At 71.5% G+C, this 25,105-nt stretch carries 20 protein-coding genes; 10 read left to right on the forward strand and 10 right to left on the reverse strand.

All coding sequences use genetic code 11. The features are described from left to right. Positions 1–3: 3 nt before the first annotated feature. The gene (locus ACIRJP_RS08835) at positions 4–657 is read right to left on the reverse strand and encodes a response regulator transcription factor (RefSeq protein WP_404170458.1); all 654 of its coding nucleotides are present in this window, start codon (positions 655–657) and stop codon (positions 4–6) included. 160 nt (positions 658–817) lie between these two features. Between ACIRJP_RS08835 and metG the strand changes: the two genes are divergently transcribed. Beyond that, positions 818–2,431, forward strand: a complete 1,614-nt coding sequence (gene metG, locus ACIRJP_RS08840) for a methionine--tRNA ligase (RefSeq protein ID WP_404170055.1) — start codon at positions 818–820, stop codon at positions 2,429–2,431. A 70-nt stretch (positions 2,432–2,501) separates the two neighbouring features. On the opposite strand, the gene ACIRJP_RS08845 is transcribed toward metG, so the two are convergent. The 5 genes from ACIRJP_RS08845 to ACIRJP_RS08865 form a co-directional block, all read right to left on the reverse strand. After that, positions 2,502–3,083, reverse strand: coding sequence for a Uma2 family endonuclease (locus ACIRJP_RS08845; protein ID WP_404170058.1), 582 nt, complete (start codon positions 3,081–3,083; stop codon positions 2,502–2,504). A 68-nt stretch (positions 3,084–3,151) separates the two neighbouring features. Further along, positions 3,152–3,973 (reverse strand): L,D-transpeptidase family protein, encoded by an 822-nt coding sequence (locus ACIRJP_RS08850; protein WP_404170461.1) that lies wholly within the window; start codon positions 3,971–3,973, stop codon positions 3,152–3,154. A gap of 237 nt (positions 3,974–4,210) precedes the next feature. Then, positions 4,211–4,708: a hypothetical protein gene (locus ACIRJP_RS08855; protein WP_404170061.1), complete on the reverse strand. Its 498-nt coding sequence runs from the start codon at positions 4,706–4,708 to the stop codon at positions 4,211–4,213. Next, positions 4,705–6,234 carry an ATP-binding protein gene (locus ACIRJP_RS08860; RefSeq protein WP_404170064.1) on the reverse strand — a complete coding sequence of 510 codons (1,530 nt, stop codon included), beginning with the start codon at positions 6,232–6,234 and terminating at the stop codon, positions 4,705–4,707. Before ACIRJP_RS08860 ends, ACIRJP_RS08855 begins: the two co-directional genes overlap by 4 nt. Continuing rightward, positions 6,231–6,926 carry a response regulator gene (locus ACIRJP_RS08865; RefSeq protein ID WP_404170067.1) on the reverse strand — a complete coding sequence of 232 codons (696 nt, stop codon included), beginning with the start codon at positions 6,924–6,926 and terminating at the stop codon, positions 6,231–6,233. The genes ACIRJP_RS08860 and ACIRJP_RS08865 overlap by 4 nt, the downstream gene beginning before the upstream one ends. Before the next feature lie 134 nt (positions 6,927–7,060). Between ACIRJP_RS08865 and ACIRJP_RS08870 the strand changes: the two genes are divergently transcribed. The 4 genes from ACIRJP_RS08870 to ACIRJP_RS08885 are packed head-to-tail and all read left to right on the forward strand — an operon-like array spanning position 7,061 to position 10,738. Further along, on the forward strand, positions 7,061–7,720 hold the full coding sequence (locus ACIRJP_RS08870; RefSeq protein ID WP_404170070.1) for a hypothetical protein: 660 nt from the start codon (positions 7,061–7,063) through the stop codon (positions 7,718–7,720). After that, positions 7,717–8,811 carry a peptidoglycan-binding protein gene (locus tag ACIRJP_RS08875; protein WP_404170073.1) on the forward strand — a complete coding sequence of 365 codons (1,095 nt, stop codon included), beginning with the start codon at positions 7,717–7,719 and terminating at the stop codon, positions 8,809–8,811. The genes ACIRJP_RS08870 and ACIRJP_RS08875 overlap by 4 nt, the downstream gene beginning before the upstream one ends. Then, entirely contained in the window at positions 8,808–9,548 is a 741-nt protein-coding gene (locus tag ACIRJP_RS08880) for an ABC transporter ATP-binding protein (RefSeq protein WP_404170076.1), read from the forward strand. The genes ACIRJP_RS08875 and ACIRJP_RS08880 overlap by 4 nt, the downstream gene beginning before the upstream one ends. Further along, positions 9,545–10,738, forward strand: a complete 1,194-nt coding sequence (locus ACIRJP_RS08885; RefSeq protein WP_404170079.1) for an ABC transporter permease — start codon at positions 9,545–9,547, stop codon at positions 10,736–10,738. Before ACIRJP_RS08880 ends, ACIRJP_RS08885 begins: the two co-directional genes overlap by 4 nt. Positions 10,739–10,867: 129 nt before the next feature. On the opposite strand, the gene aspS is transcribed toward ACIRJP_RS08885, so the two are convergent. After that, on the reverse strand, positions 10,868–12,691 hold the full coding sequence (gene aspS, locus ACIRJP_RS08890) for an aspartate--tRNA ligase (protein ID WP_404170082.1): 1,824 nt from the start codon (positions 12,689–12,691) through the stop codon (positions 10,868–10,870). Positions 12,692–12,863: 172 nt separating this feature from the next. Between aspS and ACIRJP_RS08895 the strand changes: the two genes are divergently transcribed. Next, complete coding sequence (locus tag ACIRJP_RS08895; protein ID WP_404170085.1) at positions 12,864–14,954, forward strand: SpoIIE family protein phosphatase; 2,091 nt, start codon at positions 12,864–12,866, stop codon at positions 14,952–14,954. A 33-nt stretch (positions 14,955–14,987) separates the two neighbouring features. Here ACIRJP_RS08895 and ACIRJP_RS08900 read toward each other — a convergent pair whose 3' ends face one another. The 3 genes from ACIRJP_RS08900 to ACIRJP_RS08910 form a co-directional block, all read right to left on the reverse strand. After that, complete coding sequence (locus ACIRJP_RS08900; protein WP_404170088.1) at positions 14,988–16,079, reverse strand: AI-2E family transporter; 1,092 nt, start codon at positions 16,077–16,079, stop codon at positions 14,988–14,990. 84 nt (positions 16,080–16,163) lie between these two features. After that, a complete protein-coding gene (locus tag ACIRJP_RS08905; protein ID WP_356081657.1) occupies positions 16,164–17,120 on the reverse strand; it encodes a pirin family protein in 957 nt (318 codons plus the stop codon). 172 nt (positions 17,121–17,292) lie between these two features. Then, the gene (locus ACIRJP_RS08910) at positions 17,293–17,733 is read right to left on the reverse strand and encodes an SseB family protein (protein ID WP_072487501.1); all 441 of its coding nucleotides are present in this window, start codon (positions 17,731–17,733) and stop codon (positions 17,293–17,295) included. Between the two features lie 171 nt (positions 17,734–17,904). Here ACIRJP_RS08910 and ACIRJP_RS08915 point away from each other — a divergent pair, with 171 nt between their 5' ends. The 4 genes from ACIRJP_RS08915 (at position 17,905) to ACIRJP_RS08930 (ending at position 25,104) form a co-directional block, all read left to right on the forward strand. Then, on the forward strand, positions 17,905–19,731 hold the full coding sequence (locus ACIRJP_RS08915; RefSeq protein ID WP_404170093.1) for an acyl-CoA dehydrogenase: 1,827 nt from the start codon (positions 17,905–17,907) through the stop codon (positions 19,729–19,731). Positions 19,732–19,888: 157 nt separating this feature from the next. After that, positions 19,889–20,566 (forward strand): hypothetical protein, encoded by a 678-nt coding sequence (locus ACIRJP_RS08920; protein ID WP_404170096.1) that lies wholly within the window; start codon positions 19,889–19,891, stop codon positions 20,564–20,566. Positions 20,567–20,627: 61 nt separating this feature from the next. Then, entirely contained in the window at positions 20,628–21,926 is a 1,299-nt protein-coding gene (locus ACIRJP_RS08925) for a M18 family aminopeptidase (RefSeq protein ID WP_404170099.1), read from the forward strand. 196 nt (positions 21,927–22,122) lie between these two features. After that, positions 22,123–25,104: an AfsR/SARP family transcriptional regulator gene (locus ACIRJP_RS08930; RefSeq protein WP_404170102.1), complete on the forward strand. Its 2,982-nt coding sequence runs from the start codon at positions 22,123–22,125 to the stop codon at positions 25,102–25,104. Position 25,105 lies beyond the last annotated feature (1 nt).

The raw sequence follows: 25,105 nt of genomic DNA on the forward strand, positions 1-25,105 counted from the left end.
GCCTCACAGGGCGTACCCCACGCCCTGCACCGTACGGATCAGCGCCGGTTCGCCGATCTTCCCGCGCAGCTTGCTCATGCAGACGCGCACGGCACCGGTGAACGGATCGGCGTTGGCGTCCCAGGCCCGCTCCAGCAGTTCCTCCGCGCTGACGGTCCCGCCGTCCGCCTCCAGCAGCAGCTGGAGCACCGAGAACTCCTTCGGCGAGAGGTCCAGCCCCCGACCGTCCCGCGAGGCGGTGCGCCGTACGGTGTCGAGCCGGATGCCGTGCCGTTCCAGCTGCGGTGGCACGGGGCGGGCGCTGCGGCGGCGCAGTGCCCGGACCCGCGACACCAGCTCGGGGAACTCGAACGGCTTGCCCAGGTAGTCGTCGGCGCCGAGGTCGAGCCCGGCGACCCGGTCCTCCATGGAACCGGCGGCGGTGAGCATCAGGATCCTGGTCCGGGAGCCGGAGGCGACGAGGCCGCGCGCCACGTCGTCGCCGTGCACCCGGGGCAGGTCGCGGTCCAGGACGACGACGTCGTAGTCGTGCAGCCCCAGGTAGGCGAGGGCGGCGTCACCGCTGTACACCGTGTCGACGGCGAAGCCGGCCCGCCGCAGCCCCGTGGCGACCAGCTCCGCCAGGATCTCCTCGTCCTCCGCGACCAGTACCCGCATCGTGATGTCCCCTGCCTCGTACACGCGTGTCCACTCCCTCCCAGGATGCGCTTTTGCTACCGGAAGGGATGTTTCGCAAAGGTCTCCACGCCTCCGGTCCGGGGGTGACCGGCCGTAATCGGTGTGAGTCGGTCGCCCGCGGGCCGTTAGGATTTCGACCATGGCGGCCACTGGATCCGAGAAGCAAGGGGGCGACGGCGTGAAGAATTTCTACGTATCGACCCCCATCTACTACGTCAACGACGCTCCTCACCTGGGCCACGCCTACACGACCGTCGCAGGCGACGTGCTCACCCGCTGGCACCGCCAGCGCGGCGAGAAGGTGTGGTACCTCACCGGCACGGACGAGCACGGTCAGAAGATCATGCGCACTGCCGAGGCGAACGACGTCACCCCGCAGGAGTGGTGCGACAAGCTCGTGGAGGAGGCGTGGAAGCCCCTCTGGAAGCACCTGAACATCGCGAACGACGACTTCATCCGTACGACGGAGAAGCGCCACACCGACCGGGTGCAGGAGTTCGTCCAGGACCTGTACGACAAGGGTGAGATCTACAAGGGCGGCTACGAGGGCCCCTACTGCGTGGGCTGCGAGGAGTACAAGCTCCCCGGCGACCTCATCGAGGACGAGGCCGGTGTCAAGCTGTGCCCGATCCACAAGAAGCCGGTGGAGATCCTCAAGGAGGAGAACTACTTCTTCAAGCTGAGCGCCTACGGCCCGAAGCTGATGGAGTTCTACGCGAACAACCCGGGCTTCATCCAGCCCGAGTCCGCCCGCAACGAGGTCGTGAACTTCGTCAAGCAGGGCCTCCAGGACCTCTCCATCTCCCGCTCGACCTTCGACTGGGGCGTCCCGGTGCCGTGGGACGAGAAGCACGTCATCTACGTGTGGGTCGACGCCCTGCTGAACTACGCGACGGCGGTCGGCTACGGCGCCAACCAGGAGAAGTTCGACGGGACGTTCCCCGCCAATGTCCACCTGGTCGGCAAGGACATCCTGCGCTTCCACGCGGTGATCTGGCCCGCGATGCTGATGGCGCAGGGGCTGCCGCTGCCCGGAAAGGTCGCGGCCAACGGCTGGCTGATGGTCGGCGGCGAGAAGATGTCGAAGTCGAATCTGACGGGCATCAAGCCGCAGGACCTGACCTCGCACTTCGGCGTGGACGCGTACCGCTGGTACTTCCTGCGGGCGATCGCGTTCGGCAGCGACGGCTCGTTCTCCTGGGAGGACTTCTCCGCCCGCTACACCTCCGAGCTCGCCAACGACTACGGCAACCTCGCCTCGCGCGTCGCTGCCATGGTCGGCAAGTACTTCGGCGGCGCGCTCCCGGAGGCCACCGCCTCGGGCGACGCCGAGAAGGCGGTCCAGGAGGGCCTGGCCAAGGCCGTCGCCACGGCCGACGAGAAGATCGGCGAGGAGCTGGACTTCCAGTCCGGCATCCTGGCGATCTTCGACTTCGTGAAGCAGGTCAACGGCTACATCACGGAGCAGGAGCCCTGGAAGGTCGCCAAGGACGACTCTCCCGAGGGCCAGGCCCGCCTCGCGACGATCCTCTATACGGCCGCCGAGTCGCTGCGGGGTGTCGCGGTGCTGCTGAACGCCGTGATGCCGGAGACCTCGCAGAAGCTGTGGGAGTCGCTGGGCGCCGAGGAGTCCCTGGGCGCGCTGGCCGACCAGCGCGTGCAGGACGCGGGCACCTGGGGCCGGCTCCCGGCGGGCGCCACGGTGACGAAGGGCGCGGTGCTGTTCCCGCGCCTGGAGGAGAAGCCGGCGTAACGGAGTACGTGCACGGCGAATGGCGGGACCGGCAGTAGCGGTCCCGCCCTTGCCGTACTGCCGCCCTCGGTCAGCGGACCCAGTTCTTCAGCGGCTCGGTGTCCAGTTCGATGCCCACCGGGTCGGGCAGTTCGACGGTCTTCCCGTACGGAACCGTCACGACCTGCTCGTACCGCACGCCGTCGGGCTGCGAGTGCACCTTGACCTCACAGGTTTCGCGGTCGATGAGCAGGTAGACGGGAATGCCGGTCTCGGCGTACGCGCGCGGCTTCTCGACCCGGTCCCGGCGGTCGGTGTCCTCGTCGTACGAGGTGACCTCGACGACCATCAGGACACCGCCGGGGTCGGCCCATTCGCCCTGGCCGACGAAGGCGCCGCTGCGAGCGAGTGCTCCATCGGGCCGGGCGTTCCCCTTGCGGTACGTCTCGATACGCAGCCCTTGTTCGGCGTAGAGCCAGCGGCCGGGATCGGCCTGCATGCATTGCCGGGTGAGCCACTCGATGATCCGCCCGTGATCCCCGTCCGGCACAGCCTTGACCCCCATTTTCCCGTTCACGAACTCCAGACGCAGTGCTTCCTCGGCGCGTATGGCGTGACGGGCAAGGTCCTCGAAGACCTCCTGTGTCAGCACACCCTCGTCAGTCACGGTCATCACTGCCTCCTGGTAAGGAAACGGGCTTCCTCCAGCGTACGGGCCCGCCTCCCGCCCCCGTGCCCCGTTCACTCTTCCAGGGCCTCCGCGTCGCCCATCACGACGACCGGTTTCTTCGCCGGGTCGAGGGTGCTCAGGAGTTCCTGCATCCGGTCCAGGGGGAGCGAGATGCAGCCCTGGGTCGGGCCGCCGTGGTCGACGTGGATCCAGATGCCGCCGCCGCGCTCCTGGCCGAGGGGGCGTTCCGGGTCCAGCGGGGTGACGCCGGGGGTGCGGTTGTAGTCGATGGCGACGACGTAGTCGAAGGACCCTTCGAGCTGCTCCCCGTCGAAGCCCTCGCCGCTCACCACGAACGCCGGGTTCCGGTCGTAGGGGAACGCCGTGTCGGGAGGGTCGAACAGGCCGCCCGCGTACGTCAGACCGTAGACGCCGACCGGGGAGCGCAGGTCGCCCTCCCAGTGCTCGTCGGTCCAGCCGTTCAGCGCGTTGTGGGCCGGCCAGCGGGTCGTGACGGGCAGCCAGCCAAGGGCCGGGTTGTCGCGGGCATAGAGGACCGCGGTGGACAGGCTGGAGTCGTAGTCGTCGCCGGTGACGACGAGGACCTGTTTGGAGGAGGCCGGGATCGCGGCCCGGGTCTTCGGGCCCAGCGCGGGGATCTCGCGCGGCCGGACGACCGGCGCGTGCGGCCCTGGGGCGGCCCGTTTTCGCAGCCCGTCGGCCTGTGGGCCCGCGACACCGGGGGAGGCCGTGGCGCCCGTCCGGACGGAGAGGGGCTCGGGAGCGGCGGTCTCGGAGGTGTTGTCGCATGCGGTGAGCAGCAGCAGCGCCGCGGCACAGGCACCGGCAGGTACGGCGTACGGGGGACGCCGGAAGGCCGACGGACGGAACACGGACACGGGAACTCCTCAGCACTCGTGGGGTGACGGCGGCACAGACGGGCTCCCCGTCACGTCTCCTACCGCCGCACCCAGTTAACGCCGCGTCGCGCGAGGGCGAATCCGTACGGGGGCCATACGGCTGTATCCCCCGCCGGACACGCGCGCCGAAGGATCCCGGAACCGTTCCGTGCGTGTAGGTTCCGCGACCTTCCGCCCGGTGGTGAGCGGGAAGGTCTGATTGCCGGTCAGTCAGCCGTTGAGGAACTCCGGGCACCGGTACGGGCCCAGCGCTTCGCCCTCGGACGGTCGCAGGGTGACCTCGACGTCTTCGGTCCTGACCTTCGGTTCGAGTACGGACTGGGCGCGCGCCAGCGTGCACACCAGCTGGCCGGTGGCCTGGTCGCGTCCTGACTCCCCGTAGAGGCCCTCCAGTCGCACCGTGACCCGGGTGCCCGAGCCGGTCGCCGAGTAGCCGCCGAGGTGGACGAGGGAGGTGAGTCCGCCCTGGTCGGCGGGCGGCGTCAGCGAGCCGAGCAGCTTCAGCACGCCGTTGAGGTCCTCGACCTCCTTGTCGATCAGCGGCACCGCGCGCAGCCCGGCGGCGGAGGCGTAGTACAGCCGCATCCCGCGCGTCGGGCCGGACGCGGGCTCGCCCGCGCCTATCACCCCGGTCGGCTGGACGCCGCAGCCCACGAGGGCGAACCCCAGCGCGGCGACCGTGATCGCGATGCCCTTTCGGATCCTCACTCCGTGTCCTCTCCGGTACGCCGCAGGGGCAGCCGCAGCGTGAACACCGCGCCGCGCACCGGTCCGTCCGCCGTGTCCGCCGCGTCGGCCACCTCGATCGTGCCGCCGTGCAGCCGCGCGTTCTCCAGCGCGATCGCCGTGCCGAGGCCGCTGCCCTGTCCGCTGTCGTCGGCGGCGCCGCGTGTGCGGGCCGCGTCCGCCTTGTAGAACCGGTCGAAGACCCGCTCCCGTGCCTCCGGCGGCAGCCCCGGTCCGTGGTCGGCGACGGACAGGACCACCCACTCGCCGTCCGCCGCATCGGCCGTTCCGAGCGTCACGATGACCGGCGGGGCGCCGTGCCGCAACGCGTTGCCCACCAGGTTCGCGACGATCACGTCGATCCGGCGCCGGTCGACCACCGCCCGCAGCCCCTCGGGAAGGTCGGTCCGCACCCGGTCCGTCCAGCCACGCAGCGCCAGCGAGGCCCGTACGGTGTCGGCGAGATCCGCCTCGGCCGCGTTCAGCCGTACCGCCTTCGCGTCGAAGCGGGAGATCTCCATCAGGTCCTCGACCAGCCGGGACAGCCGTGCCGTCTCCGCCCCGACGGTACGGGCCGCCCGCGCCGCGTCCGGTGGCAGCTGGTCGGCGTCCTCCTCCAGGACGGTCGCCACCATCGTCATCGCCGCGAGGGGCGTGCGCAGCTCGTGCGACACGTCCGCCACGAAGCGGCGCGCCTTCGCCTCCTGCTCGCGCAACTCCGTGTCGGAGGACTGGAGCGCGTCGGCGGTCTCGTTGAACGTCCGGGCCAGGTCGGCGAGTTCGTCGTGCCCGGAGACGGCGACGCGGGTGCCGAGGTCTCCGGCCGCCAGTTCACGGGTGGCCCGGCCCAGCTTCCGCACCGGACGCAGCACCGTGCCCGCGGCCAGCAGTGCCAGGACGGCGGCCAGCAGCACCACCGGCACCATGCCGGCCCGTACTGAGTCCAGCAGGGCGGCGGTGTCGTCGCGCTCGGCCCGCAGATCGGTGATCGCGTAGACCTCCAGGCCGGAGGTGCGGCGGTCCCCGTCGTCGAACCGGACGGGCGTGCCGACGACCAGATAGGGATCGCCCCGCCACCGCACCCGCTGGAACCGGGCCTGGTCGCCGGTCGTGACGGCGGTGCGCAGCTCGGTGGTGATCCTGGACGTGGTGTCGGCGAGCGAGTCGGAGACGGCGGACAGGTCCTGGTAGCGGGCGACGACGATGTTCCCGCCGAGACCCTCCGACACCTTCGCCGCGAACCGGGACAGCGACTGCTGGTCGGGCGGCACGTCGAAGTCGGCGGCGACCGCGGTGACCCGCTCCCGGAGGTCGTCCACGGCGGCGTTCTGGGTGCGCTGGAGGACTGCGGTGCGGGCGTCCCGGTAGGCGAGGGCGGTCGCGGTCACCGCGCTGACGAGCGCGACGACGACGAAGGTGACGACGAGCCGGACGCGCAGCCCGCCGACAAGGCGCCGCGAGCGCCGCGTCGGGGCGGCGCCGCGCCTGCCCTTGCCCGTACGGTTCACAGCGGACCGAATCGGTAGCCGAAGCCCCGCACCGTCTGGACGTACCGCGGCTTGGCCGGCACGTCCTCCAGCTTGGCCCGCAGCCGGCCGACCGCCGCGTCCACCAGCCGGGAGTCGCCCAGGAAGGTGTGGTCCCAGACGGATTCGAGGAGCTGCTCGCGGCTGAGCACCCGGCCCGGGGCGGCCGACAGCTCCAGCAGCAGCCGCAGTTCGGTGGGCGGCAGCGGGACCGGTGTGCCGTGCTTGGTGACGGTCAGTCCGGCGCGGTCGATCACCAGCCCGGCGAGGTCGGCGGCGGGCCCGCGCACCGGCCCGGACGGTTCCGCCCGCCGCAGCGCGGCCCGGATACGGGCCTCCAGGACGGGCGCGGTGACCGGCTTTACGACGTAGTCGTCGGCGCCCGCCTCCAGGCCGGTCACGATGTCCTGGTCGTCGCCGCGTGCGGTCAGCATGATGACGGGCAGAACCGCCGAGCGGGCGCGGATGCGGCGGCACACCTCGAAGCCGTCCATGCCGGGCAGCATCAGGTCCAGGACGGCCAGTTCCACCCGTGCGCCCCTTTCCCCGGCCAGCAGGGCGAGGGCCTGCTCGCCGGTGGCGGCGGTCTCCACGTCGTACCCGTGCCGGCGCAGCACGAGCTCCATTCCGTCCCGTACGGACGCGTCGTCCTCGATGAGCAACACATGCGGCATGGAGCCGATTATGGGCACGTCCGGACCGCCCGCGCCTGCCCGGGACGGGGGTGGAGGCGCAGGCCGGGGCATTGTTACGTTCCCATCATGTGGCCATGGAGGGGCCATCATCCGGGGCGGCGAACGTACAGATCATGACCTTCCCCAGGACGAACCCCCGCGCCACCGCCCGGCTGCGCATGACCGCGCTCGTGGCCCTGCCCGTGCTCGCCCTCTCCGTCGCCTGCGGAGGCGGGAGCGGTGACGACGGCGCCGGCGGTACGAAGAAGAGCGACGTGATCGCCGATGTACCGGACACGCCGGGCGCGAGCTCCGCGAAGGACGGGACCGGACCGAGCGCAGCGCACCCTGCCAAGAGCGCCTTCTACGACGCCCAGTTGAAGTACGTCCGGTGCATGCGCGTCAAGGGCGGCTACAAGGACTTCCCCGACCCGAAGCTCAGCGGCTACCTCGACTGGGACAAGGTCAACGAGATCGGCTCCCAGCCGGGCCGCAACGAGGGCATCAAGGGCGGCAAGGACGGAGCCTGCGTCGCCGAACTGCAGGCCGCCATGGACGCCGAGCCCGAGCGCGACCAGCAGAAGTCCTACGAGTCGATGCTCGCGCACGCCAAATGCATGCGGGACAACGGCGTCTCCCGGTTCACCAACCCGACCATGAGCGGCGGCAACGCCCAGCCGGGCGGCGACCCCAACCCGGCATCCCCGTCCATCGACACCGGCTCACCCGCGTACAAGAAGGCCCGCGAGGCGTGCGAGCCGAAGCTGCTCGACGGTCTGGACGGCATGCAGTGAGGCGCCGTGTCACCCTCCTCGCGCTCGGTGCGGCGGCCCTCGCCGCCGTCACCGGGGGCGTCCTGTTCCTCGGCGACGGCGGCTTCCTCCGCGACGGCGGCGACGCGGGCGCCGCCGCGCGGGGCGGCGGCCCGCCGCCCGCCACCGCGACCGTCGTACGCACCGACCTCGTGCGTTCCACGACGGTCGACGGCAGGCTCGACTTCTCGCAGCGCCGCGCCGTCAAGGCCGCCGTCGAGGGAACCGTCACGGTCGCCGCCCCCGAAGGCAGGACGCTGACCATGGGGCAGGCGCTGTACGAGCTGAACGACAAGCCCGTCACCCTCCTCTACGGGCCGGTCCCGATGTTCCGCGAGATGAAGCCCGGCGACCGGGGCAGCGACGTGCTCCAGCTGGAGCGCAGTCTGCGTGACCTGGGGTACGGGTCGCGGCTCTACGTCGACGTCCGGTACGACGAGGACACCGCGGCCGCCGTCGAGCAGTGGCAGAAGTCCCTCAACCGCGAGCCCACCGGCAGGGTCGGCAAGGGCGATGTCGTCTTCCAGCCCGGCCCGGTCAAGGTGGTCTCCGCCGACGCGGCGCTCGCCGACCAGGTCGGCCCGGACGAGCCGGTCCTGACGATCGCCTCCACCCGGCCCGTCGTACGGGCGGAACTGGAGCAGACCGACGGCGCGCTCACCTCGAAGGGCACCAAGGTCGAGGTCACCCTGCCGAGCGGGAAGACCGTGGCCGGCCACGTCGCCGGTACGGTGCGCCCCGAGGAGCAGGCCTCCGGCGGCGACGCCGGCGCCGGGGACGGCATCACCGTCGAGGTCGTCCTGGACGGCGGGGCGCGCGCCGCGTCCGGCGAGGACACCGGGAAACCGGTGAGCGTGAAGTTCGTCAGCGAGGCACGCGAGGGGGTCCTCGCGGTCCCCGTCGAGGCGGTCGTCGCCCTGCGCGGCGAGAACGGCGGCTACGGCCTCCAGGTCGTCCGGGGAGCCACCTCGACGATGATCCGGGTGGAGACGGGCATGACCGCCGACGGGCGGATCGAGGTCAGCGGCCCCGATGTGCGCGAGGGCCTGAAGGTCGGAGCGGCCGCGTCATGACACCTGCCCCGGTGATCGCACTGCGCGACGCCACCAAGTCGTACCCCGGCGGCGTCCACGCCCTGCGCGGAGTGAACCTCACCGTCGAGGCGGGCGAACTGCTCGCCGTCGTCGGACCGTCCGGCTCCGGCAAGTCCACGATGCTCAACATCATGGGCACCCTCGACAAGCCCACCACGGGCACCGTCGAGGTCGCCGGGTACGACGTGTCCGGGCTCTCCGACTCCCGGCTCTCCGCACTGCGCGCCCGCCACATCGGCTTCGTCTTCCAGCACTTCCATCTGGCGGCCGGGCGCGACGCGGTGGACAACGTCGCCGACGGACTGCTGTACGCGGGTGTCGCACCGAAGGAACGGCGCAGGCGCGCCCGGGAGGCGCTCGCCAGGGTGCGGCTGGACCACCGCGGCTCGCACACCCCGAACGAGCTGTCCGGCGGCGAGAAGCAGCGGGTGGCCATCGCCCGTGCCCTGGTGGGCAGCCCGCGGCTGCTGCTGGCCGACGAGCCGACCGGGGCGCTGGACACGGCGTCCGGCGAGATCGTCATGGAGCTGCTGCACGAACTGAACGCGTCCGGCACCACCGTCTGCGTGATCACCCACGACAACGGGATCGCGGACTCGCTGCCGCGCCGGGTCCGGTTCCGGGACGGCGAGATCGTCTCGGACACGCGCTCCGGCGCGCTCCTGGGCCCACGTACCGCGCTTCTCGGCCCACGTACACGGAAGGCCGGTTCATGAAGAACGGTCTCAGGCCCGCCCGCCTCTCCCCCCGCGATGTCCTGCGCGTCGGCGCGGTCGGTCTCCGCGCCCGTCGCGCACGCGTGGTGCTCTCGGCGCTCGGCATCGCCATCGGCATCGCGACCGTGGTCGCGGTCGTCGGCCTGTCCGAGTCGAGCCGCGCGGACCTGATGGCCCGGCTCGACCGCCTCGGCACCAACCTCCTCACCGCCGAGGCGGGCCGCGACGCCATGGGCCAGCCGGTCCGGCTGCCGAAGAACGCGGTCGCGATGGTCGAACGCATCGGCCCGGTGCAGCACGCCACGGCCACCGCCGACATCGACGCCCGCATCCGCCGCAGCGACGTGGTCCCCGAGGAGCGCACCGCGGGCGTCACCGCCCAGGCGGTCCGCGCCGACCTGCTCTCCGCGCTCGGCGGTGAGGTCGGCGAGGGCACCTGGCTGACCCCGGCCGGTGAACGCCTCCCGACGACGGTGCTCGGCGCGGTGGCGGCGGAGCGGCTGGGCATCACCCGCACCGGCGAGACGATCATGATGAACGACGTCCGCGTGGCCGTCGTCGGCATCCTCGAACCACTCGAACTGGTCCCCAACCTGGACCGGGTGGCCATGGTCGGATTCCCCGCCGCCGAGCGCCACTTCGGCTTCGACGGCCACCCGACCACCGTCTTCGAGCGCTCCACCGACGCCTCGGTCGAGGACGTACGGGCGGTCCTGGCCCGCACCATCAGCCCCGGCAGCGAGGCGGGCATCAAGGTCTCCCGTCCCTCCGACGCGCTGGCCGCCAAGGCCGCCACCGACGAGGGTCTGACGAACCTGATGCTCGGCCTGGGCGCGGTGGCGCTGCTGGTCGGCGGGGTGGGCGTCGCCAACACCATGGTCATCTCCGTCCTGGAGCGCCGTCAGGAGATCGGCCTGCGGCGCTCGCTGGGTGCGACCCGGGGCGCGATCCGGCTCCAGTTCCTGACCGAGTCGCTGTTGCTGTCGGCGCTGGGCGGGGCGACGGGCGCAGTGCTGGGCGCGGCGGCGACGTCCGGTTTCGCGCGGGTCCAGGGGTGGACGGCGGTGGTCCCGCCGTGGTCCCTGGCGGGCGGTCTGGCCGCCACCCTCCTGATCGGTGTGGTCGCGGGCCTCTACCCGGCGATCCGCGCCTCCCGGCTCCACCCGACGGTGGCCCTGAACGCGACGTGAGACAGGCCACCGGAAACGTGAAACATCCCCCGGCCGGGGTCGGCCGGGGGATGTTTCACGTGAAACCGGATCGGAACGCGCGCGGAGCCGGCCCGGAATCGGACCGAACCGGAGCGGAACCGCCGGCGCTTACTTCGCGCCGGTGTCCCTCACCACGGAGTCCTTGGGGTCCGCCTTCTCCTTCTCCTTCGCCGTCGCCACCGGCTTGCGGAGCTGGATGTTCAGCTCGCGCAGCCGGGTCTCGTCCAGCTCCGTCGGGGCACCCATCATCAGGTCCTGGGCGTTGCCGTTGAGCGGGAAGGCGATCGTCTCGCGGATGTTGGGTTCGTCGGCCAGCAGCATCACGATGCGGTCGACACCCGGGGCGATGCCACCGTGCGGCGGGGCGCCGAGGCGGAAGGCGCGGAGCATGCCCGCGAACTCGTGCTCGACGGTCTCGCGGTCGTAGCCGGCGATCTCGAAGGCCTTGAGCATCAGCTCGGGCTCGTGGTTACGGATGGCGCCGGAGGACAGCTCGATGCCGTTGCAGACGATGTCGTACTGCCAGGCGAGGATGTCCAGCGGGTCCTTCTCCTCCAGGTCCTTCAGGCCGCCCTGGGGCATCGAGAAGGGGTTGTGGGAGAAGTCGATCTTCCCGGTGTCCTCGTCCTTCTCGTACATCGGGAAGTCGACGATCCAGCAGAACCGGAAGACGCCCTCCTCGAAGTGGCCGGCGCGCTTGGCGGCCTCGACGCGGACGACGGACATGATCTTGGAGACCTCGTCGAACTCGCCCGCGCCGAAGAAGACCGCGTGGCCGGGGACAAGGGAGAGACGCTCGGTGAGGGTCTTCACGTCGGTCTCGGTGAGGAACTTGGCGATCGGTCCCGCCAGGGTGCCGTCCTCGCCGACGCGGACCCAGGCCAGGCCCTTGGCGCCGTGCTGGACGGCGTAGTCGCCGAGGCCGTCGAAGAACTTCCGGGACTGACCGGCGGTGTCCGGGACCGGGAGGGCGCGGACGTGCTTGCCGGCGAACGCCTTGAACTCCGAGTCGGCGAAGACGTCGGAGATGTCGACCAGTTCCAGCTTGGCGCGCAGGTCGGGCTTGTCGTTGCCGTACTTCAGCATCGACTCGCGGAACGGGATGCGCGGGAACGGCGAGGTGACGTGGCGGCCGTTGCCGAACTCCTCGAAGAGCTCGGTCATCAGCTTCTCGATCGGCCGGAAGACGTCCTCCTGCTCGACGAACGACATCTCGACGTCGAGCTGGTAGAACTCGCCGGGCGAACGGTCCGCGCGGGCGTCCTCGTCGCGGAAGCACGGCGCGATCTGGAAGTAGCGGTCGAAGCCGGAGATCATCAGCAGCTGCTTGAACTGCTGCGGCGCCTGCGGCAGGGCGTAGAACTTGCCCGGGTTCAGACGGGACGGGACGACGAAGTCACGGGCACCCTCGGGGGAGGTCGCCGTGAGGATCGGGGTCGCCATCTCGTTGAAGCCGAGGGACACCATCTTGGCGCGGATCGAGGCGATGACCGCCGAGCGCAGCATGATGTTGCGGTGCATGCGCTCGCGGCGCAGGTCTAGGAAGCGGTACTCCAGGCGCCGCTCCTCGTTGACCCCGTCCTCGGTGTTGATCGTGAAGGGCAGCGGGGCGGCCTCGCCCAGCACCTCGACCTCGGTGACCTCGATCTCGATCTCGCCGGTCGGGAGCTCCGGGTTGACGTTGTCGGCGCCGCGCGCGGAGACCTTGCCGTCGATCCGTACGACGGTCTCCTTGGTGAGCTTCGCCAGCGCCTCGTTGCCGGGGGTGCCGGGGCGGGCGACCAGCTGCACCAGACCGTAGTGGTCGCGCAGATCGATGAAGAGGATGCCACCCAGGTCTCGGCGATTGTGCAGCCAGCCGCTCAGTCGGACGTCGGTGCCGACGTCAGAGGCGCGGAGCTCGCCGCAGGTGTGGGACCTGTACCGATGCATCGTCGTTCATCCAGTCTTCGCGGTTCGGGGTGGATTCAGCCACCCCAGGCTACCGCCCACACCCGCACCGAATCATTGACATTGACATTCCAAGATCATCTGGAGCCCGCCGAGGGCCCAGGGGGCCACCCTTCGGTGGCGTCCACCGGGCAGATCTTCTTAAAGTGGGGCAATGCGCACCGAGGACGTCCTGGCCGCGACCGCGACCGGTCTGTGGCGCTGGGACAACGCAGCCGGGACCGTCACGCTCGATGCGGAGGCGGCCCGGCTCCTGGAGCTGCCCGCCGCGGCCGGTGTCTTCCGCGAGTCCGCGGTGCGCTCCCGATTCCACCCCGTCGACTGGAACGAGATCTACGGGGTGGTGAACCTCGCCCGCGCCGAGGGCACCCTCGCCGAGGCCCGGCTGCGGATCGTGGACCGGAGCGGCCGGGTGCTGCGCATCGTCCGCAGCCGCTCCAAGCCGCTCCCGCCCGGGACCCCCGGCGGCACCGACTACGTACTGGTCGGCACCCTCCAGGAGGTCGCCGAGCCGCAGCCCGGCACCACCGGGGCGCACACCCCCATCACCGGGGACTGGCGCCGCTCCCGCGAGGCCTTCCTGCTGGACGCGGGCCGGGCGCTGGCCGAGGCCAGGTCGACCGCGGAGGTGCTGCGGGTCGCCGCCTCGCTCTCCATGCCGGGCTTCTCGCCGGACGGCCTGGCGGTCTTCGGCGTCTCGGGCGACCGGCTGACGATCATCGGGCACCACGGGCACAGCGTGGGCGACGAGGACCCGTTCGCCGACATGTCGCTGGAGACCGACTACCCGGCCGCCGAGGTGGTACGGACGGGGCGGGCTATCTATCTGCCGTCGCCCGAGGACTACGGCCGCCGCTACCCGGTCACCTGGCCGCTCGCCAGCCGCTTCGGGCGCAGGTCCTGGGCCTTCCTGCCGCTGATCGTCGCGGGGCACACCATGGGGGCCTGGATGGCGGGGTTCAAGCACCCGGTGTCGTTCTCGCCGGACGAGCGGTCAGTACTGACGACCGTGGCCCGGATGCTGGCGCAGGCGCTTACCCGGGCCGGGGTGGCCGAGACCGAGCGGGAGCTGTCACTGGGGCTCCAGCGCTCGATGATGCCGACGCTCGGCCCCGACATCCCGGGGATGACGGTCTCCGCCCGCTACATCCCGACCGGCGGCGGTCTCCAGGTCGGCGGCGACTGGTACGACATGATCCCGCTCCCCAACGGCCGCATCGCCCTGGTCATCGGCGACGTCCAGGGCCACGACGTGCGGGCCGCCGGGCTGATGGGGCAGCTGCGGATCGCCCTGCGCGCGTACGCCTCCGAGGGACACCGGCCGGACGCGGTGCTCTCGCGGGCGTCGCGCTTCCTCGCCGGACTCACGGACGCTTACGAGGACGGGGAGGAGACCGGGCCGCGCTTCGCCACCTGCCTGTACGCGGAGACCGACCCGGAGACCGGCACGCTCGACATCGCACGGGCCGGCCACCCCGACCCCGTGGTGATCACCGCCGACGGAACGGCGGTGATCCACCAGACCGAGGGCGGAATGCCGCTCGGCATCGACACTGACGCCGACTATCCGACGAGCCGGCTCACCCTGGGGCCCGGAGAAACGGTCATGCTCTGCACGGACGGGCTGATCGAGACCGGCGGCCATGACATGTTCTCCGGCTGGGACCGGCTGCGGCCGGTCCTGGAGCAGCAGACCGCCGACCTGGAGAAGCTCGCCGACGCCCTCGTGCAGGCCGTGCACGGGCCGACGTCGCACTACACGACGGGCCCGCTGGCGGACCGCCGGGAGGACGACATCGCGCTGCTGCTGCTCCGGTACGACGGAGGGGCACGGCGGCAGCCGGTGCCCCGGCGCACCGCGCTGACCATCGCGCAGGCCGAGCCGGAGCGGGTCGCGGCGGCCCGGCAGCAGATGCGGGACCTGCTGCACGACTGGGCGGATCCGGAGCAGGTCGACGCGGCGGTGCTGATGATCTCCGAGATGGCCACCAACGTCCTCGTCCACACGGACGGGGACGCTCTGATGCTCGCGCAGGCGACGGGGGAGCACGGCGAGCGGCGGCTGCGGGTGGAGGTGTCCGACGGCAGCGACGAACTGCCGCACAAGCGGCGCCCCGGGGAGATGGCCTCCAGCGGTCGCGGGCTGGTGCTGATGGAGATGCTCGCCGACGCGTGGGGGGTGGATCCGCAGGGCGCCGGGAAGTCGATCTGGTTCGAGCTGTACGAGTCGGGGCCGGAGAACTGAGACGCCCCCGATTGCCGTTGCCGGCCGGCCCGGTCAGGCGCCTTCCGGGGCCGGGCCGGGCTGCGGACCCTGGCCGGACGGCGGGCCCGTGCGGTCCCGGCGCAGTTCGCCGAGGACGCCGAACGCCGCCGCGCAGACCGGCACCGCGAGCAGCATGCCCAGCAGACCCGCCACGCTGGCGCCCGCGGTGAGCGCGATCATGATCATGGCGGGGTGCATCTGCACCGTACGGCTCTGGATCACCGGCTGCAGGACGTGCCCCTCCAGCACCTGCACGGCGAGCACGACGCCCAGCGCCCAGAGCGCGATCACGAGCCCCCGGTCGGCGAGCGCGACCAGGACCGCGACGGCGCCCGAGATGAACGCCCCGAGGTAGGGGATGTAGGCCCCGACGAAGACCAGCGCCCCGAGACCCACCGCGCCGGGAACACGCAGGATCAGCAGGCCGATGGTGATGCAGAGCGCGTCGATCAGCGCGATGAACGTGGTGCCGCGCATGAAGCCCTCGACGGCCTCGAAGGCCCGCCGCCCCATCGCCTCCACCAGTTCCCCGGCGCCGCGCGGGGCGATCGAGTGGGCGAGGTCCGCGGCCCGGTCGGAGTCGCGGAGGAAGAAGAAGGTCAGCAGCAGGGCCAGGACGCTGGTGGCGATGAGCGAGCCGATCAGACTGAGCCCGGAGAGCAGCCCGCCCGCGGCGCTCGCGCCGAACTTCTCGACGAGCTTCTGGGCGTTGGCCACCAGGTCGTCCACGCTGGTGTTCTTGCCGATCCCGAAGTGGTCGACGACCCACTGCGCGGTGTCCTTCAGCGACCTGACGATCTGGTCACCGGTGTCGACGAGCGCGGTGACGACGATGTACCCGGCGCCGCCGACCACCGCGACAAGCAGCACGCAGGTGAGCCCCGCGGCGAGCGAGCGCTTCAGCCCGCGCTCCGTCAGCCAGCGGTGCACCGGCCCGAGGAGCGCCGTACCGAGCAGCGCGAGCAGCACGGGAGTGACCGCGGTCTTGAAGACGACGCACAGCCAGATGGCGACTGCGGCGACCCCGGTGACGAGGAGGACCACGCCGCACCACGCCGCTGTGCGCCGCGCGGCATCGGGCAGGAGGGGCTTCTGGTTCTGCACCCTCCCACCCAATCACGGCCCGGGTGTGATGTCCCGCTTGTGGGGCCTTATGAATGACGGATTGTCATACTCCGGCTGTAAGTGTCACATTCCGTGGACCGCGGGCACGGTGCCGAGGCGGCCGGCCTGGAAGTCCTCGAAGGCCTGCTTCAGTTCGGCCTGGCTGTTCATCACGAACGGCCCGTAGTGCGCCATCGGCTCACGGATCGGACGGCCGCCGAGCAGCACGACCTCCAGGTCCGGGGTGTTGCCGTCCTGCTTCTCGTCCGCGCGGACGGTCAGCGAGGAACCGGTGCCGAAGACCGCGGTCTGCCCCATGTGGATGGGGCGGCGCTCCGCACCGACGGTGCCGCGGCCGGCCAGTACGTAGGCGAGTCCGTTGAAGTCCTCGCGCCACGGCAGGGTCACCTCGGCGCCGGGGCGCACGGTGGCGTGGATCATCGTGATCGGGGTGTGCGTGATGCCGGGGCCCTCGTGCCCGTCGAGCTCACCGGCGATGACGCGGAGCAGCGCGCCGCCGTCCGGGGAGGCGAGGAGCTGGACCTGGCCGCCGCGGATGTCCTGGTAGCGGGGGTTCATCATCTTGTCGGCCTTGGGCAGGTTCACCCAGAGCTGGAGGCCGTGGAAGAGACCGCCCGACATCACCAGGGACTCCGGCGGGGCCTCGATGTGCAGCAGCCCGGAGCCGGCGGTCATCCACTGGGTGTCGCCGTTCCGGATGGTGCCGCCGCCACCGTTGGAGTCCTGGTGGACGAAGGTTCCGTCGATCAGGTACGTGACGGTCTCGAAGCCGCGGTGCGGGTGCCAGGGGGTGCCCTTCGGCTCGCCGGCCGCGTACTCCACCTCGCCCATCTGGTCCATCATGATGAACGGGTCGAGGTGCTTGTAGTTGATCCCGGCGAACGCGCGGCGAACCGGGAAGCCCTCGCCCTCGAACCCGCTCGGCGCCGTGGTGACGGCGAGCACGGGACGGGGCGTCGCATCGCCGGAAGCGGCGACCTTGGGCAGGGTCAGCGGGTTTTCAACAGTCACTGCGGGCATGGGAGCCACCTCCGGGATCGTCGTGCAAGTTCAATTTAGTTGAATGGTGAACATCCCGCAAGGCGCACTTCATTCCCTCAGCCGTCCGGAACGACGGACGGGGCGACGGACGGGGCAACGCGAAGGGCCCGCACCGAGCGAGCGGTGCGGGCCCCTTGCGAAGGACTCGGTCTCAGCCGTACATGCGGCGCATCGCGAAGTCGACCATCTGCTCCACGGCCTTCGCGTCGAAGACCATGCGGTGCTCACCCTCCATGTCGAGGACGAAGCCGTAGCCGGTCGGCAGCAGGTCGATCACCTCCGCCCCGGTGATCACGAAGTACTTGGACTCCTTGCCCGCGTACAGCCGCAGCTCCTTGAGCGTGGTGAACATCGGGATCACCGGCTGCTGGGTGTTGTGCAGCGCCAGGAAGCCGGGATTGTCGCCGCGCGGGCAGTAGACCTTCGACGTCGCGAAGATCTGCTGGAAGTCCTCGGCGGACAGCGAGCCGGTGGTGAAGGCCCGTACCGCGTCACCCAGGGACGGCGGCGAGGGCTCGGGATACAGCGGCTGCTCGCCGTAGCCGCCGCCCATCTGCTGCTGTGCACCCGGGTTCTGGTCGTAGCCGTACATGCCGCAAAGAGTAATCGGACACATCGGGGCCTTGAGGGGTTGCGTCTTATTACTGACGGGTAGCATCATCGGAGAGGTCAGCTGATATACGCACCGCCACCTCGTCGCCCGCCCGGCCGACACCCCGTCCCGGGGCATTGCGCGCCACTGCTATTGATTACGGAGCCTTCCATGGGGCACTACAAGTCGAATCTCCGCGACATCGAGTTCAACCTCTTCGAGGTGCTCGGGCGCGACAAGACGTACGGCACCGGCCCGTTCGCCGAGATGGACGTCGAGACGGCGAAGAGCATCCTCGACGAGGTCAACCGCCTCGCGGAGAACGAGCTGGCCGAATCCTTCGCGGACGCCGACCGCAACCCGCCGGTCTTCGACCCGGAGACCAACACCGCGCCGGTCCCGGCGACCTTCAAGAAGTCGTACCAGGCGTTCATGGACTCCGAGTACTGGCGCCTGGGCCTGCCCGAGGAGATCGGCGGCACCACGTCGCCGCGCTCCCTGATCTGGGGCTACGCGGAGCTGCTGCTCGGCGCGAACCCGGCCGTGTGGATGTACTCCTCCGGCCCGGCGTTCGCCGGCATCCTCTTCGAGGAGGGCAACGAGGCGCAGAAGAAGATCGCCGAGATCGCCGTCGAGAAGCAGTGGGGCTCGACGATGGTGCTGACCGAGCCGGACGCGGGCTCCGACGTCGGCGCGGGCCGCACGAAGGCCGTCGAGCAGGAGGACGGCTCCTGGCACATCGAGGGTGTGAAGCGCTTCATCACCTCGGGCGAGCACGACATGTCCGAGAACATCATCCACTACGTGCTGGCCCGCCCCGAGGGCGCCGGCCCCGGCACGAAGGGCCTCTCGCTCTTCATGGTCCCGAAGTTCCACTTCGACTGGACCACCGGCGAGCTGGGCGAGCGCAACGGCGTGTACGCGACCAACGTCGAGCACAAGATGGGCCTCAAGGCGTCCAACACCTGCGAGATGACCTTCGGCGACCAGCACCCCGCCAAGGGCTGGCTGATCGGCGACAAGCACGACGGCATCCGCCAGATGTTCCGCATCATCGAGTTCGCCCGCATGATGGTCGGCACGAAGGCCATCGCCACCCTGTCGACCGGCTACCTGAACGCGCTGGAGTACGCCAAGGAGCGCGTCCAGGGCACGGACCTGTCGCAGTTCATGGACAAGACCGCCCGCAAGGTCACCATCACGCACCACCCCGACGTGCGCCGCTCCCTCATGACGCAGAAGGCGTACGCGGAGGGCATGCGCTCCCTGGTGCTGTACACCGCCACCGTCCAGGACGCGATCCAGGAGAAGGAGGCCGCGGGCGAGGACGCCAAGGCGCTGCACGGCCTCAACGACCTGCTGCTCCCGATCGTGAAGGGCTACGGCTCCGAGAAGTCCTACGAGCAGCTGGCGCAGTCGCTCCAGACCTTCGGCGGCTCCGGGTACCTCCAGGAGTACCCGATCGAGCAGTACATCCGTGACGCCAAGATCGACACGCTGTACGAGGGCACCACGGCGATCCAGGGCCAGGACTTCTTCTTCCGGAAGATCGTCCGCGACCAGGGTGCCTCGCTGAACGCCCTCTCCGAGGAGATCAAGAAGTTCCTCGCGGGTGCCCAGGGCAACGAGGAGCTGTCCGGTGCGCTGGACTCGCTCGCCAAGGCGGCCGTGGACCTGGAGGCGATCGTCGGCACGATGATCACCGACCTCACCGCGACCGGCGAGGACGTCAAGAACATCTACAAGGTGGGCCTCAACACCACCCGCCTGCTGATGGCCTCCGGCGACGTCGTCGTCGGCTACCTGCTCCTCAAGGGCGCGGCCGTCGCGGCGGAGAAGCTGCCGACCGCCACCGCGAAGGACGTCGCCTTCTACCAGGGCAAGATCGCCGCCGCGAAGTTCTTCGCCGCGAACGTCCTGCCGGGCGTCTCGGCCGAGCGCGCGCTCGCCGAGTCCGTCGACAACTCGCTGATGGAGCTGGACGAGGCCGCGTTCTAGCCCCTCCCGTTTCAAGTTCGCCAACACGCACCGTCACCCGGACACGCTTTCGGGTGGCGGTGCTGTCGTATCAGCCCCGACATCGACCTGGCCCCACCCCACCGCACCGGCCCTCTCTAAGATCGGACGTCAGGCAGCCGGAGGGGGCGGGTTCATCATGGGCGGCAAGGGTTTCGTGGGTACGCGACGGGGTCGGGGGCTCCTGGCGGCCGGGGCGGCGGCGCTGCTGCTCGCGGGGTGCGGGGGCGGGGGCGGTGACGCCAGGGCGGCCGCGCTCGGCAAGAAGCAGGCCACCTCGGTGCTGCCGGACGCGAAGGCCGTGCCGGGCTGGCGGATGTACATGAAGCCGGACGCCCAGGAGCCGGTCCCCGAGTACCCGCCGTCGACCTGCGTGGCCAGGACGAAGGAGCAAAGGAAGACCGCCTGCGACCCGGTCACGTTCTGGGGCGCCTCGGCCTTCTCCCGCAAGTCGGACGTGACCACACTCAATTTCTGGGTGCTCGCCTACAAGGACGAGAAGACCGCGGACGCCGCGTACGACGTCCTGGCCGAGTGGTACGGCGGGGACCGGGTCGGCCAGAACGCCGAGAAGGTGGAGATCGGCGATCCGGGCGCCGAGCACGTGGCCAACCGGGCGGCGGTCGGCACCATGGCCGGACCGGCCACGATCGCGCAGATCCGGGTGGGCACGACCGTCCTCGGCATCAGCACCGGCACCACGGGCAAGGCGGCGGTTCCCGACAAGGAGGTCGAGGCGTTCGCGGCCATGTTCGCCGAGCGGGCCCAGCAGGCCCAGAACGGCGAGAAGCCCTCGGCGGCCATCCCGGGCAACTGAGCGGATGCCCCGGCGCGACGGGGGTGAGGCCGTCCGGCCCGCTCTCGTTACAGTGAGGAACATGAGTTCCTCCCTCCGCTTCGACCGCGGGCACACCGACGACCTGATGGCCTTCCTGATGGCCTCCCCCTCCCAGTACCACGCCGTGGCCACCGCGGCCGGCCGGCTGGAGAAGGCCGGGTTCCGGCAGGTCGAGGAGACCGCGGCCTGGGACGGGACCAGCGGGGGGAAGTACGTCCTGCGCGGCGGCGCGATCGTGGCCTGGTACGTGCCGGAGGGCGCCTCGGCGCACACCCCGTTCCGGATCGTCGGGGCGCACACCGACTCGCCGAACCTGCGGGTCAAGCCGCGGCCCGACACCGGGGCATACGGCTGGCGGCAGGTCGCCGTGGAGGTCTACGGCGGGACGCTCCTGAACACCTGGCTCGACCGGGACCTCGGCCTCGCGGGCCGGATCTCGCTGCGCGACGGTACGCACCGGCTGGTGAACATCGACCGGCCGCTGCTGCGCGTACCGCAGCTGGCCGTGCACCTGGACCGCTCGGCCAACCCCGACGGTCTCAAGCTCGACCGGCAGAAGCACATGCAGCCGATCTGGGGACTCGGGGACGTCGAGGAGGGCGACCTGATCCGGTTCGTCGCCGAGGAGGCGGGCGTCGACGCCGAGGACGTGACCGGCTGGGACCTGATGCCGCACGCCGTCGAGCCGCCCGCCTACCTGGGCCGGGACCGCGAGCTGCTGGCCGGGCCCAGGATGGACAACCTGCTCTCCGTGCACGCGGCGACCGCCGCGCTCGGCGCCGTCGCCGGACAGCCGGACGCGGAACTCCCGTACATCCCGGTCATGGCCGCCTTCGACCACGAGGAGAACGGTTCGCAGTCCGACACCGGCGCCGACGGGCCGTTGCTCGGCACGGTCCTGGAGCGTTCGGTCTTCGCGCGCGGTGGTACGTACGAGGACCGCGCCCGTGCCTTCGCCGGGACCGTCTGCCTCTCCTCCGACACCGGTCACGCGATCCACCCCAACTACGCCGAGCGCCACGACCCGACCCACCACCCGGTGGTCAACGGCGGACCGATCCTCAAGGTCAACGTCAACATGCGGTACGCGACCGACGGCAGCGGCCGGGCCGTGTTCGCGGAGGCGTGCCGGAGGGCGGACGTGCCGTGGCAGACGTTCGTCTCCAACAACTCGATGCCGTGCGGCACCACGATCGGCCCGATCACAGCCGCCCGGCACGGCATCCAGACCGTGGACATCGGCGTCGCGATCCTGTCGATGCACAGCGCTCGTGAGCTGTGCGGGGCGGACGACCCGTACCTGCTGGCCAACGCGCTGACGTCGTTCCTGGCGGGCTGAGCCCGGCCGCCGCGAGGCCGTCGACGGGCCGGTGCGCAAGACGCTCCGGCCCGTCGGCCCGCCGTCGCGCGGAGCCCGCGGTGGGCGCACCCCGCCGATCGGGCACGACCCGTCGTCGGCTCCTGGGCACCCCCGATATCCTGGGACTTTTCCATGCCCGGCCCCGGGCTCATCCTGCCCGGAAGGGAAGCCCCCAGTGGAGTTCCGGCTGCTCGGCACCGTCTCCGTCGACACGTTCACCGGGCCGCTGCCGCTCGGTCCCGCCAAGCGCCGCAGCCTGCTCGCCGCGCTGCTGCTGTCCGCCAATACCCCCGTCACCATCGCGCGGCTGACGGACTCCCTGTGGGACGACACACCTCCGCTGCACGCCCGCAGCGTCATCCAGGGACATGTGTCCCGGCTGCGCGCCCTGCTGGTGGGTGCGGACGCGGAGGCGTACGGGGTGGAGCTGGTCACCCTCGGCGACGCCTATGTGCTGCGGCTGCCGGAGACCCTGCTGGACTCGCAGCGGTTCGAGGAGCTGCTGACGCTGGCGCGGGGTCAGCGCAGCCCCGCCGACATGGTGCTGATGCTCAAGGAGGCGCTGTCCCTGTGGCAGGGCCCGGCGCTCAGCGGCGCGTTCGCCGGACGGCCGCTCCAGGCCGCCGCGCACTCGCTGGAGGAGTCCCGGCTGGCGACGGTCGAGCAACTGGCGCACGCCTACGCGGCGCTGGGGGAGCACAACCGGGCAGCGGCGGTGCTCCGGGCGGAGGCCGTCGCGCACCCGATGCGGGAGTCGCTGGCGGCGGCCCTGATGACGGCGCTGTACCGGGCGGGGCGTCAGTCGGAGGCACTGGACTGGTTCCACCGTACGCGGCGGCTGCTCGCCGACGAGCTGGGGATCGATCCGGGACACGAACTCGCCGACGCGTACGCGCTGATCCTGCGCGGCGACCCCGGGCCGGACGCCGGCCGCGAGGGCGGACGGAACTCGCCCGACCGGCAGGCGACGGCACGCGGGCCGGTCCGGGCGGGCGGCAGCGTCGATGGCGGCGGCCGGGGCGGCTCCGGCAACGGGCCCGGCAGCGGTGCCGGGCCCCTGCCCGCGGCCCGTCCGGCGGCGGACCGGCGGTCCGGACCGGACGGCGGGGCCGCGGCCGAACCGGCCACCCGGCCGGACGAGTCGCCCGGCGGTGCGGGCGGCGCCGTCGGCCCCGTGCCGCCCCGGCCGCTCCCCGTGCCGTCCCGGCCGCTCCCCGTGCCGTCCCTCACGGGCGCGCCGCACCCCACCGATCTGCTGCCCCGCGCACCCCGCGGCTTCCAGGGGCGGACCGCCGAACTGGCCGCGCTGACCCGGGCCGCGGCGGGCGAGGCACCCGTCTGCCTGGTCACCGGACCGGCCGGGGTGGGCAAGACCGCGCTGGCCCTCCAGTGGGCGCACCGCAACCCGGCCGCCTTCCCGGACGGGCGGCTCTTCGCCGATCTGCGCGGGTTCAGCGACACCGGTGAGCCCGCGCTCATCGAAGTGTTGCGCGAGTTCCTGCTGGCGCTCGGCGTGGCACCGCGCCGCGTCCCGGAGTCCGTCGCGGCCGCCGCCGCGCTCTTCCGTTCGCTGACCGACCGGCGCCGGCTGCTCGTCGTACTCGACAACGCCCATCACTCCGCCACCGTCCGGCCGCTGCTGCCGGGCGGCACCGACTGCGTCACGCTGGTCACCAGCCGCCACCGGCTGGAGGGCCTCATCGCCTCGGACGCGGCCCGCCCCGTACCGCTCGATGTGCTCGAACCGCCGGACGGCACGGCCCTGCTGGCCGGTGTACTCGGTGAGGACCGGGTGCTCGCGGAGCCGGTCGCGGCCCGTCGGCTCGCCGAACTCTGCGGCGGGCTGCCGCTCGCGCTGCGGGTCACCGCGGCCCGGCTGGCCGGACGTCCGTCGTGGACGCTGGCCGGTCTCGCCGACGAACTGGCCGACGAGCGCAGCCGGCTGACCTTCCTCGACGTGGACGACACCGGTGTCTCGGCCGCGCTGCGGCTGACCGTGCAGCAGCTGCCGCAGGACGCCGTCCACCAGCTGGCCCGGCTCGGCCACCACCCCGGCAGCCACTTCGACCCGTACACGGCGGCCGCGCTGGCCGGCACCGACCCGGTCGTCGCCACGGCGGCGCTGGAACGGCTCGCCGCCGCCCATCTCGTCACCGAGACGGCGCCCGGACGCTGGGTGCTGCACGACCTGATACGCCTCTACGCCCGCTCCATGGACGCCGAGGGCGGGCCCGAGGCGCTCATCGGGGTCCTCGACCACTACATCGCCACCGCGCTGGCCGCCGCCGACACGGCCGAGCCCGGCGGCGAGCCCTGCTTCGTCCTGCCGGAGGACTACCACCGCCCGGTCGCCGTACGGGACTTCGTCGACCGGGCGGCGGCGATGCACTGGCTGGCGGCCGAGCGCGACGATCTGGCGCTGGCCGCCGTCGCGGCCAGGGCCGCCGGGTTCCACGACCGGGCGTGGCGGATCATCCTGCTCCAGTGGCCCCAGGTGGTGTGGCGGGTACGGGACAGCTGGTCCCCGCTGCTGGAACTGGCGCTGGACTCCGCCCGTGCCCACGACGACGCGTACGCCGAGTCGCGGGTGCTCAACCTGCTGGGCTGGGTGCTGACCGAGGAGGGCCGGACCGCCGAGGCCATCGCCCTGCTGGAGCGCTCGCCGATGCTGGCCCGGCAGGCCGGCGACCGGCTCGGCGAGGCGACCGCGCTGATCAATCTCGCCGTCGTCCAGGCCGAGCAGGGGGAGCTCGACACGGCGCTGGAGGACTGCGGGCGGGCCGTCGAGCTGGCCCGTGAGGAAGGGGACGCGCACACCGAGATGCTGGCGCTCCAGCACCTCGCGCGGATGCAGCTCACCGCGAACCTGCTGCACGAGGCCCTCGAATCCGTCCGGGCCGCGCTCGACCTGGGGCCCGAGCACGAGGAGATCGCCCGCAGGGTGCTGCTGCTGACGACCAGCGGCGAGGCCCGGCTGGCGCTCGGCGAGGAGGGCGAAGGGATCCGGCTGCTGGACCTGGCGGCCGGCGAGGCGGAAAACGCCGGCTACGACGAGGGCGCGGTGCGGGCCCTCCAGGCACTGCTGCGGGTGACGGCGGAGCCGGAGTACCGCAAGCGGTACGAGCAGGCGGTACGACGGCTCACCGACGACGGGTGAG

Origin of the sequence: Streptomyces sp. NPDC102437 (genome assembly GCF_044765565.1) — a bacterium.
GTDB lineage: Bacteria > Actinomycetota > Actinomycetes > Streptomycetales > Streptomycetaceae > Streptomyces.